Below are 14,711 nucleotides of genomic sequence, written 5' to 3'. Positions count from 1 at the left end.
CACCTGTGGGCCGCGCGGGGGCCGGCCGCGCTACCGCAGGTGCGAGGTGTCGTTGAGGACCCTCAGCGACGGGTTCCCGTCCGCGTAGTACGCCACCGTCGACACGGAGGCGGGCGAGAGCTCCATGCGGAAGAGCGACTCCGGCGGGGCACCCAGCGCGAGACGGACCAGCGTCTTGATCGGGGTGACGTGCGTGACCAGGAGCGCCGTGCGGCCCGCGCAGCGGGCGATCAGCCGGTCGCGGGCCACCGAGACCCGCTCGGCCACCTCGGCGAAGCTCTCACCACCGCCCGTGGGAGCCGCGTCGGGGGACGTCAGCCACGTGGTCAGGTCGGAGCCGTACCGCTCCCTCACCTCGGCGAAGGTGAGCCCCTCCCAGACGCCGAAGTCCGTCTCCCGCAGGCCGTCCTCGATGCGGACCTCCAGGCCGAGCCGGTCGGCCACGGCCTGTGCCGTCTCACGGCATCGGCGCAGCGGGGAACTGACGATCTCCTGGACCGTGCCCCGCGCGGCGAACGCCTCCGCCGCGCAGGCGGCCTGGTGACGCCCGGTCTCCGACAGCTCGGGGTCGCTTCCGCCGCTCCCCGAGAAGCGCTTCTCGGGGGTGAGGGCCGTCTCCCCGTGCCTGAGCAGGATGAACGTCGCCGGCTCGCCCAGATCGGGCGCGATCCCCCAGCCCACCTGTGGGGCCGCGGCCGGGTCCGCCCGCGGGGCGGCCGTCGCCGGGCGGGCGGCGGCCATCGCGGCGCGGACCTTCGCCGCGCCCGCCACCGCGTCGCCGGGCGGGCCGGCCGGAGGCGGCTCCGGGAGGGCCGGGGTGCGCGTCGTGTCCGTGTCGGCCGTCGAGGCCGACGGGTCCCACTGCTCGCCCCGCCTGCCCGCGTCCATCGCCTCGTTGGCGAGCCGGTCGGCGTGCTTGTTCTGCGCGCGCGGGATCCACTCGTACGTGACCGCCGAGGCAGGCAGGATCCCCGCGGCCTCAGCGGCGAGGGGCTTCATGTCGGGGTGCTTGATCTTCCAGCGGCCCGACATCTGCTCGACCACCAGCTTGGAGTCCATCCGGACACGCACCTCCACGGGTGTGTCCGGGAACAGCTCCTTCACCGCCTTGAGGCCGGCGATCAGACCCCTGTACTCCGCGACGTTGTTCGTCGCGACCCCGATGTACTCGGCGGCCTCGGCGAGCGTCCCCCCGTCGAGGGGGTCGATGACGCACGCGCCGTAGCCGGCGGGCCCCGGGTTGCCCCGGGAACCACCGTCGGCCTCGACGACCAGGCGGCGGGGACCGGTCATTACAGGCCCGACTCCGAGGTGCGGACCAGGATGCGGTGGCAGTTCTCGCAGCGCAGCACGGTGTCGGGGGACGCGGACTTCACGTCGTTGACCTCGGTGATGTTCAGCTCCAGGCGGCAGCCCTCGCAGCGACGCTGGTAGAGCCGGGCCGCGCCGACCCCGCCCTGCTGGGTGCGCAGCTTGTCGTACAGCTTGAGCAGATCGGCGGGAACGGCGCCCGCCACGACCTCGCGGTCCTTCTCCACGGTGGCGGACTCGGCCTCGAGCTCCTGGGTGGCGGCGTCGCGACGGGCCGTCGCGTCGTCGACCTTGGCCTGTACGGCGGCGACGCGCTCGGTCAGCTCGGCGACGCGCTCCTGCGCGGACTCACGGCGCTCCATGATCTCGAGGACGACGTCCTCCAGGTCTCCCTGGCGCTTGGCGAGCGAGGCGATCTCGCGCTGCAGGCTCTCCAGGTCCTTCGGCGAGGAGACCGCGCCGGAGTCGAGACGCTGCTGGTCGCGGACGGCGCGCTGGCGCACCTGGTCGACGTCCTGCTCCGCCTTGGTCTGCTCGCGGGTGGTGTCGCTCTCCTCGGTCTGCGAGGCGACGAGCAGGTCGCGCAGCTGCGCGAGGTCGCTGCCCAGCGCTTCGAGCTCGGCGTGCTCGGGGAGCGAGGTGCGCTTGTGGGAGAGCTGCGACAGACGTACGTCGAGTGCCTGGACTTCGAGGAGTCGGATCTGGTCGGCGGGCGCGGCGTTCAGTTGGGGGCTCCAGAAGAGTGGTGGGTGGTCCAGGGGTCGGTGACCTGCTTCGAGACATGGACCCGCAGGTCCCATCCGTGGCGGTCGGAAATCGTGTCGAGCTGCGCGGCGGCCTGCTCGCACCAGGGCCACTCGGTGGCCCAGTGTGCGGCATCGACGAGGCCGAGCGGCGAGTGCTGGACGGCCTCGGAGGCCGGGTGGTGGCGCAGGTCCGCGGTGAGGAAGGCGTCCACACCGGCGGCGCGTACGGCGTCGAAGAGGCCGTCGCCGGAGCCGCCGCTCACCGCGACCCTGCGCACGACCGCGTCCGGGTCGCCGGCCAGCCGGATGCCCTGCACGGTGGCGGGCAGCCGGGCGGCGGCGCGGGCGGCGAAGTCGCGGAGGGACTCGGGGTGGTCGAGCTCGCAGATCCGGCCGAGCCCCCGGCTGCCCCCGGCGTCGGTGGGATCCGGCACCAGCGGGCCGGTGACCCGCAGGTCCAGGGTGGCGGCCAGGGCGTCGGAGACGCCGGGGTCGGCGGTGTCGGCGTTGGTGTGCGCGACGTGCAGGGCGATGTCGTGCTTGATGAGCTCGTGCACGACCCGGCCCTTGAAGGTGGAGGCCGCGACCGTCGTCGTACCGCGCAGATAGAGCGGGTGGTGGGTGACGATCAGCTGGGCGCCGAGGGCCCGTGCCTCGTCGGCGACCGGCCGGACGGGGTCGACGGCGAAGAGGACCCGGTCGACCTCGGCTCCGGGGTCGCCGCAGACCGTGCCGACGGCGTCCCATCCTTCGGCCCGCTCGGGGGGCCAGAGCGCGTCGAGCTCGGCGATGACTTCAGACAGACGGGGCACGGGGAAAGGCTACCTGTCCCCCGGGCCCCTACGCCCCTGGCCGCCGGACCCCGTACAGCGGGAACGGAGGCCGGGGCCAATCGTTACGTCACGAGGCCCGTGCGGGGCCGTCCGGTTCGGCTCGCCGAGACGCCCCGGAGGCCGCTTCCGCGCCCCGCCTCCCCGGCAGGGGCGGCCGGCCCGCCCCTCGACACACCGGGGAAGGGCGACAGCACAGTCCTCCCTGCCTCCGCAGGCGAATCAGGACATCGGCACCCTTATGTGTGAAGTGCCGTGGCTCGTGTTGTCCGGTGGCGTGTCCGATACCTAGCTTCGGTTGCCGGAGGTGACCGGACCATGACCGCCTGTGCCATCGAGGACAAGACCCCCGGAGTCGCGAGGGCCGCGGCGACGCCCGAACCCGTGCCCGATCCTTCGGATCCGGACGGGACGGCCGAGCCCGGGAAACCCCGCACCGCGCGTGCGTCGGACGAGGGGGCGGATCCGGTCAGAGCCGGGGCGTCCGACCTGGGCGCCGGTCCGGCGGCGGAACCTGCGCACGGCGCGGAGGCGCCGGACGGCGCCGGCGATCCCGGTGGACGACCCGCGCCCGAAGGGACCGCCGCGCCCGGCCCGTACGACTCGTACGACGGGTCCGGCTCGCACGCCGCGCCCGGCCCGTACGACGGGTCCGGCTCGCACGACTGGGCCCGAGGAGCTGTGCCTCCCCTCCCCTCCGTCCCTCCGCGCCCGTCCTCACCCCCCGCCCCGGCCGTCCCGTCGGAGCCGCCCGCACCGCCCGTGTCCGGCTCGCAGCCGGACGACGCCCTCCCGGCGGAAGGGGCGGCCGGCTCCGGCGCACCGTCGCGTCGCGTGCCGCCCCCGCTGACCATCGCCGCCGGCCACGCGTACGCGGCACGGCTCACCGCGACCGGGGAGGACGCCGGTCCGGCCTGGTCCACCGAGCGCTGGACGCTGGACGGCCCCGAGCCCTACACCGTGCTCCTCCCCCTCGACCAGCCGGAGGAGGCCGGCTCCGACGTACTGCCTCTCTCGGACGGGCGGGTCCTGATCCGGCGGGCGGTGACGGCCGGCCGGCACACCTTCTCGCTGCTCTATCCGACCGGACCCGGCACGGGCGAACTCCCGCTCGGCTCCCTCGACTGCGCGGAGCTCACCCTCCTGCCCCCGTCCCCGGACGGCATGAGCGCCTACGCCCTGCTCCCCGGGGCCCGCTCCACCGGCGTCTGGCTGGTGGCGGGCGGCGCGTTCGGCCCCGAACACGTCGCCGATGTTCCCGGCCGCTGCTCGGGGGGCGCCTGGCTGGACCGCGAGGGCCGGCTGCTCGCCGTGGACCGGCAGATGCCGGGCGGCGGCCCCGTGAAGGCGGTCGTCGTGGACCTGGGACGCGGCGGCGAGGTGACACCTCTGCTGCAGATCTCGCCGGAGAGCAACGACCGCCTGCTGCTGGCCGACGCCGACAGCGGCCTGCTGCTGGTCCGCTCGGACGCGCCCGGCCAGGACCGGCTCGGCTGGGGCGTGCTCGGCAGCTGCCTCCCGGTGCGGTTCCCGGAGTGCCTGCGCGCACCGGACGAGACGTTGACGCCGTTCGCCGTGCAGCCGGGCCAGATGCTGATGCCGGAGAGCTGTGCTGTGGCCCTGCGGATCGACGGTGCGGCGGGCAGCTGGGTGGGGCTGTGGCGTCCGGCGGGGCGCCGGCTGCACCAGTTCGCGGCGCCCGACGGCTGGGCGGCCGGAGCCGGGTTCTGGAGCCGGGACGGAGTGCTGCACCTGCCGTACGCGCAGGAGGGCGCTCCCTGTGCCGTGGCGTTGCTCGAGACTCCCGCCGACGAGCCGCACCCGGCCGTCGCGAACGGAACGGACGCCTCCGGGGCCGCCCCGGCTCCTGCCGTGTGCAGACCCGTCCCACTGGGGCAGGCGCCCCTCACCGGGCGCCCGGCACCTGGATAAACTCGGGCCAGGGCTACGCAGCCGTTCCGCGCGGAAGCCGACGGTGACCGCGCCGGAGGGCGGCGGGGCTGCGACACACACGTAAGCGATTGCAACGGGGAGACTTCCCACATGTCTGAAGCCCGAACCGACACGACCCAGACGCGCCCGCCCCAGGCGGACACGGAACGGGCCGAAGCCGGCGGCTACGGAAAGCACCGAGGAGGCGCATCCACGGAGAGCGCGGCCGCGCAGCCGCACGGCCGTCACCGGCGCCCCTCCGAAGGGGGTGGCAGCGCGGCGGCCTGAACCGCTCCGCACGAACACGAGGGCCGTCGCAGCCACGGGCTGCGGCGGCCCTCCGCGTGCGGCACCCCGGGCGATGCGTCGGACGGCTTCCCCGGACTCGGCCCCGGGGCGGACGGCGGCCTCTTCGTCGCGGGGCGGACGGCGGCCTCTTCGTGGCGGCGCGGCCGCCGGCCGAGGCGTGGGGCGCTCCCCCGGCGCGAGACCGCGGCTGACGTGGGCGCGACCGGGTGAGACCGCGGCGTCGGGCCCTTCGCGACGGCCCCTGGCGACCTACGCTGAGCCGGTGAACGAGATGCCGCAGGATCATCGCCCCACGGCTTCGGTACGCATCCTGCTCGCCGAGGACCAGGGCACGGCGCACGGCGCGCTCGCCCTGCTGCTCGGCATGGAGCCCGACTTCGAGGTGGTCGCCCAGGTGGCCGCCGGCGAGGGGGTCGTGGACGAGGCGCTCCTCGCCGGCCCGGACGTGGCTCTGCTGGACATCGAACTCCCGGACCGCAGCGGCCTGGACGTGGCGGCCGATCTGCGCAGGGAGGTGCCGGACTGCCGGGTGCTGATCCTGACGACCTCGGGCAGGCCGGGCTATCTGCGCCGTGCCATGGAGGCCGGGGCCTCGGGCTTCCTGGTGAAGGACGGTCCGGTCGGGGAGCTGGCGAAGGCGATCCGGCAGGTGCTGGGCGGCGAGACCGTGATCGACCCGGCGCTCGCCGCCGTCGCGCTGGGCGCGGGCCCCAGCCCGCTGACCCCCCGGGAGCGGGACGCGCTGAACGCCTCCGCGCACGGGGCGACCGTCGCCGACGTCGCCGCGAAGCTGGGCCTGCCGGAGTCCACGGTCCGCGACTGCCTCTCCTCGGCGATCGGCAGGACGGGCACCCGCAACCGCATGGAGGCGATGCGCGCGGCCCGTCAGCAGGGCTGGCTCTGAGGTCCTCCCGCCGCCGAGGGAGCCGACCGCTCAGGCCTCCGGTGAGTGCAGCGCCGGCGCGGGCTCACCGGCGGACCGTCCGGCCCGGCCCCCCGCGCGGGCGGCGGGGCGTCCGCCCGTGCCCTTGGCACGGCTGCCCGGCAGCCAGAACAGCATCATCAGCGCTCCGGCCACCAGCACCACGGCGGACGTGCGGAAGGCGAGGGCGTATCCGGCCGTGATCTCCGCGGCCCCCGTGGAGCCCGCGGTGCGGGCCGCGGCGACCGTGGAGAGCACGGCGAGGCCCAGCGCGCCGCCCATCGTGCGGGAGGTGTTGACCAGTCCGGAGACGAGTCCGGCGTCGCCGGGCGCCGCACCGGAGGTGGCGAGCGTGGCCAGCGGGGTGGAGGCCAGTCCGGCCCCGGCCATCATCAGGACGCCGGGGAGGCAGACGGAGGTCAGGTAGGAGCCGTGGGCGCCCATGGTGGACTGCCAGCCGAAGCCCGCGGCGGCGACCAGGGCACCGGCGACCGCGAGGGGCTTGGCGCCGGTGCGCGCCATGATGGAGGGCGCGGCCTTCGCTCCGACGAACACGGCGGCGGAGCTCGGTACGAGCGCGAACCCGGCCTCCAGCGGCGTGTAGCCCAGCACGTTCTGGGCGTAGACGGTCATGAAGTACCACATGCAGAAGGTCGCCGAACCGAGCAGCAGCATCGACACGTTCGCCGCCGAGACGGCGCGCACGCCGAGCACCCGCAGCGGCATCAGCGGTGCGGCCGCCCGGGATTCCACCAGGACGAAGACGCCGAGCAGGGCCGGACCGCCCAGCAGGGGCACCAGGGTCGCGGCGGCGGTCCAGCCGGAGGCCTCGGTCTGGACGATTCCGTACGCCGTCGTCGCCAGGCCCGCCGTGACGAGCACCGCGCCCAGCAGGTCCACGCGGCGCCGGTCGCCCGCCCGGCCCTCGGCCAGCCACGCCGCGGCGCCGGCGAGGACGAGGACGCCGACCGGCACGTTGACGAGCAGGACCCACCGCCAGGAGAGGGTGTCGGTGAGCACTCCGCCGACGAGACCGCCGGCCGCGCCGCCGCCCGCGCCGACCGCCATCCAGGTGCCGATCGCCCTGGTCCGCGCGGCTCCCTCGGGGACGGCGGCGGTGAGGATGGTGAGCGTCGCCGGGGAGAGCACGGCGGCGCCGAGCCCCTGCCCGGCGCGGGCGGCGAGGAGCTGCCACCCCTCCTGGGCGAAGCCGCCGGCCAGCGAGGCGGCGGTGAAGAGGCCCAGACCCGTCAGGAACATGCGCTTGCGGCCGTATATGTCCGCGGCCCGCCCGCCGAGCAGCATGAAACCGGCGAAGGTGATCGAGTAGGCGTTGACGACCCACTGCAGTCCGGGGGCGCTCAGCCCCAGGTCGGTGCGCATGGACGGCAGCGCCACATTGACGACGGACACGTCGAGGACGACCAGGAACTGGCCGGTGCAGGCGGCGGCGACCACGGCCCAGGTGCGGGTCCGGGGCCGGACGGGGAGCTGTCCGGGCGGGGAGGCGTCAACCATGGGCGTCATCCTCGCAGCCCACCCGTGCCCCGTACATCGGTTTCCGGTCCTGCCGGCTCCGCACCCCATGGCGTAGGTCCTCCGCCGACTTCCCCGTTGTTACGCCGCGTTCACCGGAATATCGCGGGCGTACGGAAGCGTTCAGCATGCACACACTTGGCGGTCGGCGCTGCCCGCCGGCGTGCTGCCGCACGCTCCACCCCACACTTCGCGAACTTTCCCCTGCCCGGAGGCCACACGTATGCGACGGACGACGAACGAACAGCGAGCCGGGAAGCTCCCCGGCCCCCGCGGGGGCCGGGGAGGTGGCGTCGTTCCCGTACTCGCCTTCGCGGGGATCACCGTCGCGGTGATGCAGACCCTGCTCGTCCCCGTCATCAAGGACCTGCCGACGCTGCTCGGCACCGACCCCGCGAACGCGACCTGGGTGATGACGGCGACCCTGCTCGCCGGGGCCGTGGCGACCCCGATCATGGGGCGGCTGGGCGATCTGTACGGCAAGCGGCGGATGCTGCTGGCCAGCCTCGCCGTGATGGTGGTGGGCTCTCTGGTCTGCGCCTCCACCGACGACCTCGTGGTGATGATCGCCGGCCGGGCGCTCCAGGGCTTCGCCATGGGCGCGATCCCGCTGGGCATCGGGATCATGCGTGACGTGCTGCCGCGCGAGAAGCTCGGCTCGGCGATGGCCCTGATGAGCTCGTCCATAGGCGTGGGCGGCGGACTGGCGCTGCCCGCCGCCGCGCTCGTCGCGCAGCACGCCGACTGGCACGCGCTCTTCCTCGGTTCGGCCGCGCTGGGCGTGCTGGCCATGACACTGACCGTCCTCGTCGTGCCGGAGCCCCCGCTGCGCGCTCCGGGGCGTTTCGACCTCGTCGGGGCGCTGGGGCTCTCCCTCGGGCTGGTCTGCCTGCTGCTGCCCGTCACCAAGGGCGGCGACTGGGGCTGGACCTCTCCCCTGACGCTCGGTCTGATCGCCGCTTCCCTGGTGGTCCTGGTGCTGTGGGGCCTGTTCGAGCTGCGTTCCCCGGCGCCGCTGGTCGACCTGCGCACCAGCGCCCGGCGTGAGGTGCTGCTCACCAACCTCGTCTCGATCATGGTCGGGGTCGCCTTCTACGCCGTCTCGCTGGTCCTGCCGCAGCTGCTCCAGCTGCCCGCCGCGACGGGTTACGGCCTGGGGCAGTCGATGGTGGTGGCGGGGCTCTGCGTGGCGCCGCTGGGCCTGACCATGATGTTCGTGGCCCCGCTGTACGCGAGGATCTCCGCCCGCCGCGGCCCCAAGGTCTCCCTGATGCTCGGCATGTCGATCATCGCCGTCGGGTACGGCGCGGGCCTCGGCCTGATGAGCGCCGCCTGGCAGACCGTGGTGATCGCGGTGGTGCTCGGGGCGGGGATCGGGCTCGCGTACTCCTCGCTCCCCGCCCTGATCATCGGGGCGGTCGACGCCTCCGAGACCGGTGCGGCCAACGGCCTGAACACGCTGATGCGGTCGATCGGCACCTCGCTGTCGAGCGCGGTCATCGGCATGGTGCTGGCGAACACCTCGGTGCGGGCGGGCGCCGTGGACGTCCCCACCATGGAGGGCTTCCGGACCTCGTTCATGATCGCCACCGGAGCGGTGCTGATCGGCCTGGTGCTGGCCGCCTTCCTGCCCGCACAGCGGCCCGCGCGCCCGGTACTGCTGGCCAGCAGTGCGGGCGACGCGCGCGATGCCGCCGGGTCCGCCCCGGTGGAGGTACCGGTCAGCGCCGCCGGGCGTCGAACTCCGGCTCCGTAGCGAGCAGCCACGACACGTCGGACCCCGCCGCGAGCTCCCGCGGCGGGACACCGCGGCCGAACAGCCGGGCGGGGCGGGCTCCCTGGACGCTCGCCCCGCCGTCCCGCACCCGGAGCCAGGAGCCCTCGCGCAGCCCGAGCACGGGGACGTCGTTCTCCTCGAGGAATTCGGTGAGCCGCTCCTCACGGGTCTCACCCTTGTGGGTGCTGGCCGGGTCCGGGTCCAGGTAGTGCGGATTGATCTGGAACGGGACGAGGCCCAGCGCGTCGAAGGACGGGGGCTGCACGATGGGCATGTCGTTGGAGGTCCGGAGGGTCGGAGCGGCCATGTTGGTGCCCGCGCTGGCGCCCATGTACGGCAGTCCGTTTCGCGCGGCGTCGCCCACCGCCTCGCGCAGGCCGGTGCGGTAGAGGGCGTCCAACAGCCGGAAGGAGTTGCCCCCACCGATGAACACGGCGTTCGAGGCGGCGAGTTCGGCGACCGGGTCGGCGTTCTCGTGGACGCCGCGCACCCGGATCCCGGCCGGCTCCAGGGCGCCCCGGACCCGCGCGGTGTACGCGTCGTGGTCGGCCAGCGCGTACGGCACGAAGGCGAGCCGGGCGTCCGCCGGGAGGAAAGCGGTGACGGTGTCCAGGGCGTGCTCCAGGTAACCGCGGCCGAACTGGGTGGAGTTGGACAGAAGCAGCAGATTCACGGTGTTCCTCACGAGGTGGTGGCGGTGCGGGGGCGTCCCGCACGGGACTTCGGCCGCTGGGGCGGGTGGGTGAGCCGCTGCTCCAGCAGGCGCGCGGCGTCGCGCAGCACGTCGAGCCGTTCCCCGAGCTCTCCCCGGAAGCGGTCCTCGCCGCCGCCGAGGCTGAGACTGCCGTAGGGCTCACGCCCGAGGAAGACCGGCACGGCGACGGTCGCGATGCCGGTGTCGTACTCGCCGACGGTCCACGCGTACCCCTGGGCGCGGATCTTCAGGAACTCCTGCTCCAGCAGGTCCGGGTCGGTGACGGTCCGGTCGGTGAAGCGCGCCATGGGGCGGCCTCTGAAGAGCCGGTGCCGCTGGTCGTCGGGCAGGTACGCGTAGAACGACTTGCTGGTCGCCCCGGCGTGCGCGGGATAGAGCTCTCCGACCAGCGGGTAGTAGCGCAGCGGTCCGGTCTCGCCCTCCTCGGCCGCCACGCACCGCATGTGGAAGCTGTCCGGCAGGCAGAACAGGACGGTGTCGCCGGTGGTCCTGCGCAGTTCCTCCAGCACCGGTGCGGCGAGCAGCTCCAAGGACCCGGAGCGCTCCCAGAGCCTGCCCAGCCGCAGCACGGCGGGGCCGATGCGGTAGCGGCGGGTGACGGGGTCGGAGACCAGGAAGCCGCGGCCGGCGAGCGTGGCCAGCAGGCGCTGGGCGACGGAGGTGTCCCAGCCGAACTCCTCGGCGACCTCGGTGACGCCCCAGTCGGGACGGGTGCGCTCGAAGGCGAGCAGCACCAGGAGCGCCCGGTCGACGGTCTGCAGGGCACCGGTGGGGGTGCGGCGGTCCAGAGGGAACTCAGCCATCAGCATCTCACCATTCAGACCTGAATTGCAGATAACGGGAAACAGTTGCGTTCCACGGTAGCCGATCCCGAATGTTGCTCCAGCACCCCGCCCCGCGCTTCCCCGCAGGAGCGCCGGGCGGGTGTCCCGCTCCGAGAAAGGCCCCCCATGCTCAAGTACGTACTGGACATCGTCGAACTGCTGGACGACCCGCAGGTCAGCGGGAAGACGGTCGCCGAACACCTCGACTCCGTCGCCGGGGCCGAGGGCTCGTCCGCCCAGGTCACGACGGTCACCGGCGACCGGGGGTCGACCGACTTCGTACGCGTCCTCGTCCCGGGCTCCCGGGGACGCACGTCGGGTGGCAGCGCGCGGACCCTCGGCGTGGTCGGCCGGCTCGGCGGCGTCGGCGCCCGCCCCGAGGTGACCGGCCTGGTGTCCGACGCCGACGGCGCGGCAGCCGCGCTCGCCACGGCCGCCAAGCTGCTCGACATGCGCCGCCGGGGGGACACGCTGCCCGGTGACGTGATCATCGCCACGCACGTCTGCCCGAGCGCCCCGACCGAGCCGCACGACCCGGTCCCCTTCATGGGGTCCCCGGTGGACATCGCCACGATGAACCGGCACGAGGTCACGGGCGAGATGGAGGCCGTGCTCTCCATCGACACCACCAAGGGCAACCGGATCATCAACCACAAGGGTCTGGCCCTCTCGCCCACCGTCAGGGAGGGCTGGGTGCTCCGGGTCTCCGAGCAGCTCGGCGAACTGCTCGCGGTGGTGACCGGTGAGCCGTTGGTCACGTACCCGGTGACCACACAGGACATCACCCCGTACGGTAATGGTGCACACCACATCAATTCGATCCTGCAGCCCTCCACCGCGACCGCCGCCCCGGTCGTCGGTCTCGCGGTCACCTCGGCCTCCGCGGTGCCGGGCTGCCAGACGGGCGCGAGTCACGAGAGCGACATCGCGTCCGCCGCCCGGTACGCCGTCGAGGTCGCCAAGGCCTTCGGCGCCGGAACCCTGGACTTCCACGACGCGGTGGAGTTCGACAACCTCGTCAACCGCTACGGGTCGCTGGCTCACCTGCAGACCTTCGGCCGCACCACCCAGGAGTCCTGATGGCATCCGACAGCCGGGGCGCCGCCACGGCCCCCGAGGCCAAGAGCATCGGCAGCGACGACTACTCGCTCTCCCGGGTGCCGCGCGACAAGCGCTTCGGCTTCTGGTCGATGCTCCTGCAGTGGCTGGCCCAGTCCGGGTCGATCTCGCAGTTCACGCTCGGCGCCACCATCGGCGTCGGAATGACCTTCGGGGACGCGTTCCTCGCCTTCACGCTCGGCGCGGTGATCCTGGAGATCGTGATCTTCGCGATCGGTCTGGCGGGGATGCGCGAGGGCCTGGCCACTCCGATGCTGACCCGCTGGGTGGGCTTCGGCCGCAACGGTTCGGCACTGGTCAGCTTCGTGATCGCGGTCAGCCTGGTCGGCTGGTTCGGCGTCCAGAACACGATCTTCGGCGACAGCGTCTCGGCGCTCGTGGGCGGCCCGTCCTGGATGTGGTGCGTCGCCGCGGGCATCGCCATCACCGCCCTGGTGATCTTCGGCTTCCGGTACATGGCGCTCTTCGCGAAGATCGTCACCCCGCTCTTCTTCGCCATGGTCGCCTGGTCGGTGATCACCACGCTGAACGACCACTCGCTCAGCGACCTGATGAGCTCGCCGCCACCCGGTGAGACCATCCCGCTGGCGGTGGCCGCCACCGCGATCGCGGGCGGCTACATGACGGGCGCGATCGTCTCCCCGGAGATGACGCGCTACAACCGGAAGAGCTCGCACGTCTTCGTGCAGAGCGCGTCCTCGATGATCCTCTCCGAGTACATCGTCGGCATGGTCGGCGTGCTCCTCGGCCATCTGGTGAAGTCCAGCGAGGTCTCGCACATCGTGCTCTCCACCTCGGGCGCGTTCGGCGTGATCGTGGTCCTGATGTCCACCGCCAAGATCAACGACTGGAACCTGTACGGCTCCTCGCTCGGCGTCGTCAACTTCTTCCAGGTCGTCTTCGGCAAGCGGCTGCACCGCGGGGTGGTCACGGTCGCCCTCGGCGTCGCCGGCACGCTCCTCTCCGCGGTCGGCATCATGACCCACTTCACGGAGTTCCTCTCCCTGCTGGGTGTGATGATCCCGCCCATCGGCGGCATCATCGTCGCGGAGTACTGGGTCGTGAAGCGCATGCGCGGGCCCCTGGACGAGACCCGCGAGGCGCAGACGCTGCCGGCGACCTCGCCCACCTGGGTGCCGATGTCCCTGGTCATCTGGCTGGCCGCCTTCTGCGTCGGCAAGTTCTACGACGGCGGCATCCCGGCACTCAACTCCCTCGCCACCGCCTTCCTCCTGTACTGCGTGCTCGGCCTGCTGGGCTGGGTCCGGCCGTACGGCACCTCCGCCCTGGACGACGACGCGCACACCCCCGCTCCCGCCGCCCAGGTCACGACCCCGGCAGGAGCAGCATGAGCATCGTCCCCGCCTCCGAGCAGGCCCAGGAAGAGGTCGTCGGCCTCTGTGCCGAACTGATCCGCTTCGACACTTCCAACCCCACCAGCGACGAGCGCGCCGCGGCGGACTGGGTGGTCGCCCGGCTCGCCGAGGCCGGCATCGACTCCGTGCTGGTGGAGTCCGCCCCCGGCCGGGCCAACGTCATCGCGCGCATCGCGGGTTCCGCCCCGGACCGGGGCGCCCTGCTGGTCCACGGCCACCTCGACGTCGTACCCGCCGACGCCTCCGACTGGCAGGTACCGCCGTTCTCCGGCGAGATCCGCGACGGCTACCTCTGGGGGCGCGGCGCGATCGACATGAAGGACACGGTCGCGGTCATGCTGGCCACCGCCCGGCACTTCGCCCGGACCGGCACCCGGCCGGCCCGGGACCTGGTCCTCGCCTTCCTCGCGGACGAGGAGGCCGGCGGAAGGTTCGGCGCGCACTGGCTGGTCGAGCACCGCCCCGAACTGTTCGCCGGAGTCACCGAGGCGATCGGCGAGGGCGGCGGCTTCTCCTTCGCGATCGACGAGACGCGCCGCCTCTACCCGATCGAGAACGCCCAGCGCGGCATGGCCTGGATGGAGCTCACCGCCACCGGACGGGCCGGCCACGGCTCGTCCCCCAACGACGAGAACGCGGTCACCGACCTCGCCGAGTCCCTCACCCGCATCGGGCGCGAGACCTTCCCGATCCGTCTGATCGAACCGGTCCGCGCCCTGCTCCAGGAGGCCGCGCGCCTGTACGGCGTCGAGTTCGACGAGGACGACATCGAGGGCACCCTCTCCCGGCTGGGACCGGTCGCGGACTTCATGCAGGTGGTCCTGCGCAACTCGGCCAACCCCACCATGTTCTCGGCGGGTTACCAGACCAACGTGATCCCGGGAAAGGCCACCGCACGGGTCGACGGCCGCTTCCTGCCCGGCCACGAGCAGGAGCTGATCGACACCGTCGACCGGCTGCTGCTGCCCTCCGTCAGCCGCGAGTGGGTCAACCACGACATCGCGATGGAGACGTCGTTCGACGGACCCCTGGTCGACGCGATGTGCGACGCCGTGCGCGCCGAGGACCCGGACGGCCATCCCGTCCCGTACTGCAACCCCGGCGGCACCGACGCCAAGGCCTTCACCCACCTGGGCATCCGCTGCTTCGGCTTCAAGGGGCTCAAGCTCCCGCACGACCTGGACTACGGCAGGCTCTTCCACGGCGTGGACGAACGCGTCCCGCTGGAGGGCCTGCGCTTCGGCGTCCGCGTCATGACACGACTCTGGCAGAGCTGCTGACCTGACCACGGCAGCCCTGTCAGGGGCCTCGCCC

General features: G+C 73.2%; 12 protein-coding genes. 6 read left to right on the top strand and 6 right to left on the bottom strand.

Going from position 1 to position 14,711, the window contains the following annotated elements; all coding sequences use genetic code 11:
* Positions 1 to 30: 30 nt before the first annotated feature.
* From ACIRJR_RS12815 to ACIRJR_RS12805, 3 genes are read right to left on the bottom strand one after another with little or no spacing between them, the layout of a single operon-like run.
* Positions 31 to 1,293, bottom strand: a complete 1,263-nt coding sequence (locus tag ACIRJR_RS12815; RefSeq protein ID WP_403778150.1) for a bifunctional RNase H/acid phosphatase — start codon at positions 1,291 to 1,293, stop codon at positions 31 to 33.
* Positions 1,293 to 2,036 (bottom strand): zinc ribbon domain-containing protein, encoded by a 744-nt coding sequence (locus tag ACIRJR_RS12810; RefSeq protein WP_403778728.1) that lies wholly within the window; start codon positions 2,034 to 2,036, stop codon positions 1,293 to 1,295. Before ACIRJR_RS12810 ends, ACIRJR_RS12815 begins: the two co-directional genes overlap by 1 nt.
* A complete protein-coding gene (locus ACIRJR_RS12805; protein WP_403778147.1) occupies positions 2,033 to 2,869 on the bottom strand; it encodes a Nif3-like dinuclear metal center hexameric protein in 837 nt (278 codons plus the stop codon). The genes ACIRJR_RS12810 and ACIRJR_RS12805 overlap by 4 nt, the downstream gene beginning before the upstream one ends.
* A 336-nt stretch (positions 2,870 to 3,205) precedes the next feature.
* On the opposite strand from ACIRJR_RS12805, the gene ACIRJR_RS12800 reads away from it, so the two are divergent.
* Both ACIRJR_RS12800 and ACIRJR_RS12795 read left to right on the top strand, forming a co-directional pair.
* Positions 3,206 to 4,819 carry a hypothetical protein gene (locus tag ACIRJR_RS12800; RefSeq protein ID WP_403778144.1) on the top strand — a complete coding sequence of 538 codons (1,614 nt, stop codon included), beginning with the start codon at positions 3,206 to 3,208 and terminating at the stop codon, positions 4,817 to 4,819.
* Positions 4,820 to 5,399: 580 nt separating this feature from the next.
* A complete protein-coding gene (locus ACIRJR_RS12795; RefSeq protein ID WP_403778725.1) occupies positions 5,400 to 6,032 on the top strand; it encodes a response regulator in 633 nt (210 codons plus the stop codon).
* A 30-nt stretch (positions 6,033 to 6,062) separates the two neighbouring features.
* On the opposite strand, the gene ACIRJR_RS12790 is transcribed toward ACIRJR_RS12795, so the two are convergent.
* The gene (locus tag ACIRJR_RS12790; protein WP_403778141.1) at positions 6,063 to 7,568 is read right to left on the bottom strand and encodes an MFS transporter; all 1,506 of its coding nucleotides are present in this window, start codon (positions 7,566 to 7,568) and stop codon (positions 6,063 to 6,065) included.
* Between the two features lie 241 nt (positions 7,569 to 7,809).
* Between ACIRJR_RS12790 and ACIRJR_RS12785 the strand changes: the two genes are divergently transcribed.
* A complete protein-coding gene (locus ACIRJR_RS12785) occupies positions 7,810 to 9,342 on the top strand; it encodes an MFS transporter (RefSeq protein ID WP_403778138.1) in 1,533 nt (510 codons plus the stop codon).
* Here the strand turns inward: ACIRJR_RS12785 and pepE are convergent.
* Positions 9,308 to 10,036 carry a dipeptidase PepE gene (pepE, locus tag ACIRJR_RS12780; RefSeq protein WP_403778135.1) on the bottom strand — a complete coding sequence of 243 codons (729 nt, stop codon included), beginning with the start codon at positions 10,034 to 10,036 and terminating at the stop codon, positions 9,308 to 9,310. The genes ACIRJR_RS12785 and pepE overlap by 35 nt on opposite strands.
* An 8-nt stretch (positions 10,037 to 10,044) precedes the next feature.
* The gene (locus ACIRJR_RS12775; protein ID WP_403778132.1) at positions 10,045 to 10,881 is read right to left on the bottom strand and encodes an IclR family transcriptional regulator; all 837 of its coding nucleotides are present in this window, start codon (positions 10,879 to 10,881) and stop codon (positions 10,045 to 10,047) included.
* Positions 10,882 to 11,028: 147 nt separating this feature from the next.
* Here ACIRJR_RS12775 and ACIRJR_RS12770 point away from each other — a divergent pair, with 147 nt between their 5' ends.
* The 3 genes from ACIRJR_RS12770 to ACIRJR_RS12760 are packed head-to-tail and all read left to right on the top strand — an operon-like array spanning position 11,029 to position 14,677.
* Positions 11,029 to 11,982 (top strand): DUF1177 domain-containing protein, encoded by a 954-nt coding sequence (locus ACIRJR_RS12770; protein WP_403778129.1) that lies wholly within the window; start codon positions 11,029 to 11,031, stop codon positions 11,980 to 11,982.
* The gene (locus ACIRJR_RS12765; protein WP_403778126.1) at positions 11,982 to 13,373 is read left to right on the top strand and encodes a cytosine permease; all 1,392 of its coding nucleotides are present in this window, start codon (positions 11,982 to 11,984) and stop codon (positions 13,371 to 13,373) included. The genes ACIRJR_RS12770 and ACIRJR_RS12765 overlap by 1 nt, the downstream gene beginning before the upstream one ends.
* Entirely contained in the window at positions 13,370 to 14,677 is a 1,308-nt protein-coding gene (locus ACIRJR_RS12760) for a M20/M25/M40 family metallo-hydrolase (protein WP_403778123.1), read from the top strand. The genes ACIRJR_RS12765 and ACIRJR_RS12760 overlap by 4 nt, the downstream gene beginning before the upstream one ends.
* The last annotated feature ends 34 nt before the right edge of the window (positions 14,678 to 14,711 follow it).

The sequence above is a fragment of the Streptomyces sp. NPDC102402 genome, from assembly GCF_044765765.1.
Taxonomy (GTDB): Bacteria; Actinomycetota; Actinomycetes; order Streptomycetales; family Streptomycetaceae; genus Streptomyces.
This window is presented reverse-complemented; position numbering and strand designations above follow the sequence as displayed.

Bases quoted from the DNA above. Each gene is read 5' to 3' on its own strand.
- ACIRJR_RS12815 (WP_403778150.1), bottom strand. From the start codon at position 1,293: ATGACCGGTCCCCGCCGCCTGGTCGTCGAGGCCGACGGTGGTTCCCGG.
- ACIRJR_RS12785 (WP_403778138.1), top strand. From the start codon at position 7,810: ATGCGACGGACGACGAACGAACAGCGAGCCGGGAAGCTCCCCGGCCCC.
- ACIRJR_RS12765 (WP_403778126.1), top strand. From the start codon at position 11,982: ATGGCATCCGACAGCCGGGGCGCCGCCACGGCCCCCGAGGCCAAGAGC.
- ACIRJR_RS12770 (WP_403778129.1), top strand. From the start codon at position 11,029: ATGCTCAAGTACGTACTGGACATCGTCGAACTGCTGGACGACCCGCAG.
- ACIRJR_RS12800 (WP_403778144.1), top strand. From the start codon at position 3,206: ATGACCGCCTGTGCCATCGAGGACAAGACCCCCGGAGTCGCGAGGGCC.
- ACIRJR_RS12760 (WP_403778123.1), top strand. From the start codon at position 13,370: ATGAGCATCGTCCCCGCCTCCGAGCAGGCCCAGGAAGAGGTCGTCGGC.
- ACIRJR_RS12790 (WP_403778141.1), bottom strand. From the start codon at position 7,568: ATGGTTGACGCCTCCCCGCCCGGACAGCTCCCCGTCCGGCCCCGGACC.
- ACIRJR_RS12775 (WP_403778132.1), bottom strand. From the start codon at position 10,881: ATGGCTGAGTTCCCTCTGGACCGCCGCACCCCCACCGGTGCCCTGCAG.
- ACIRJR_RS12795 (WP_403778725.1), top strand. From the start codon at position 5,400: ATGCCGCAGGATCATCGCCCCACGGCTTCGGTACGCATCCTGCTCGCC.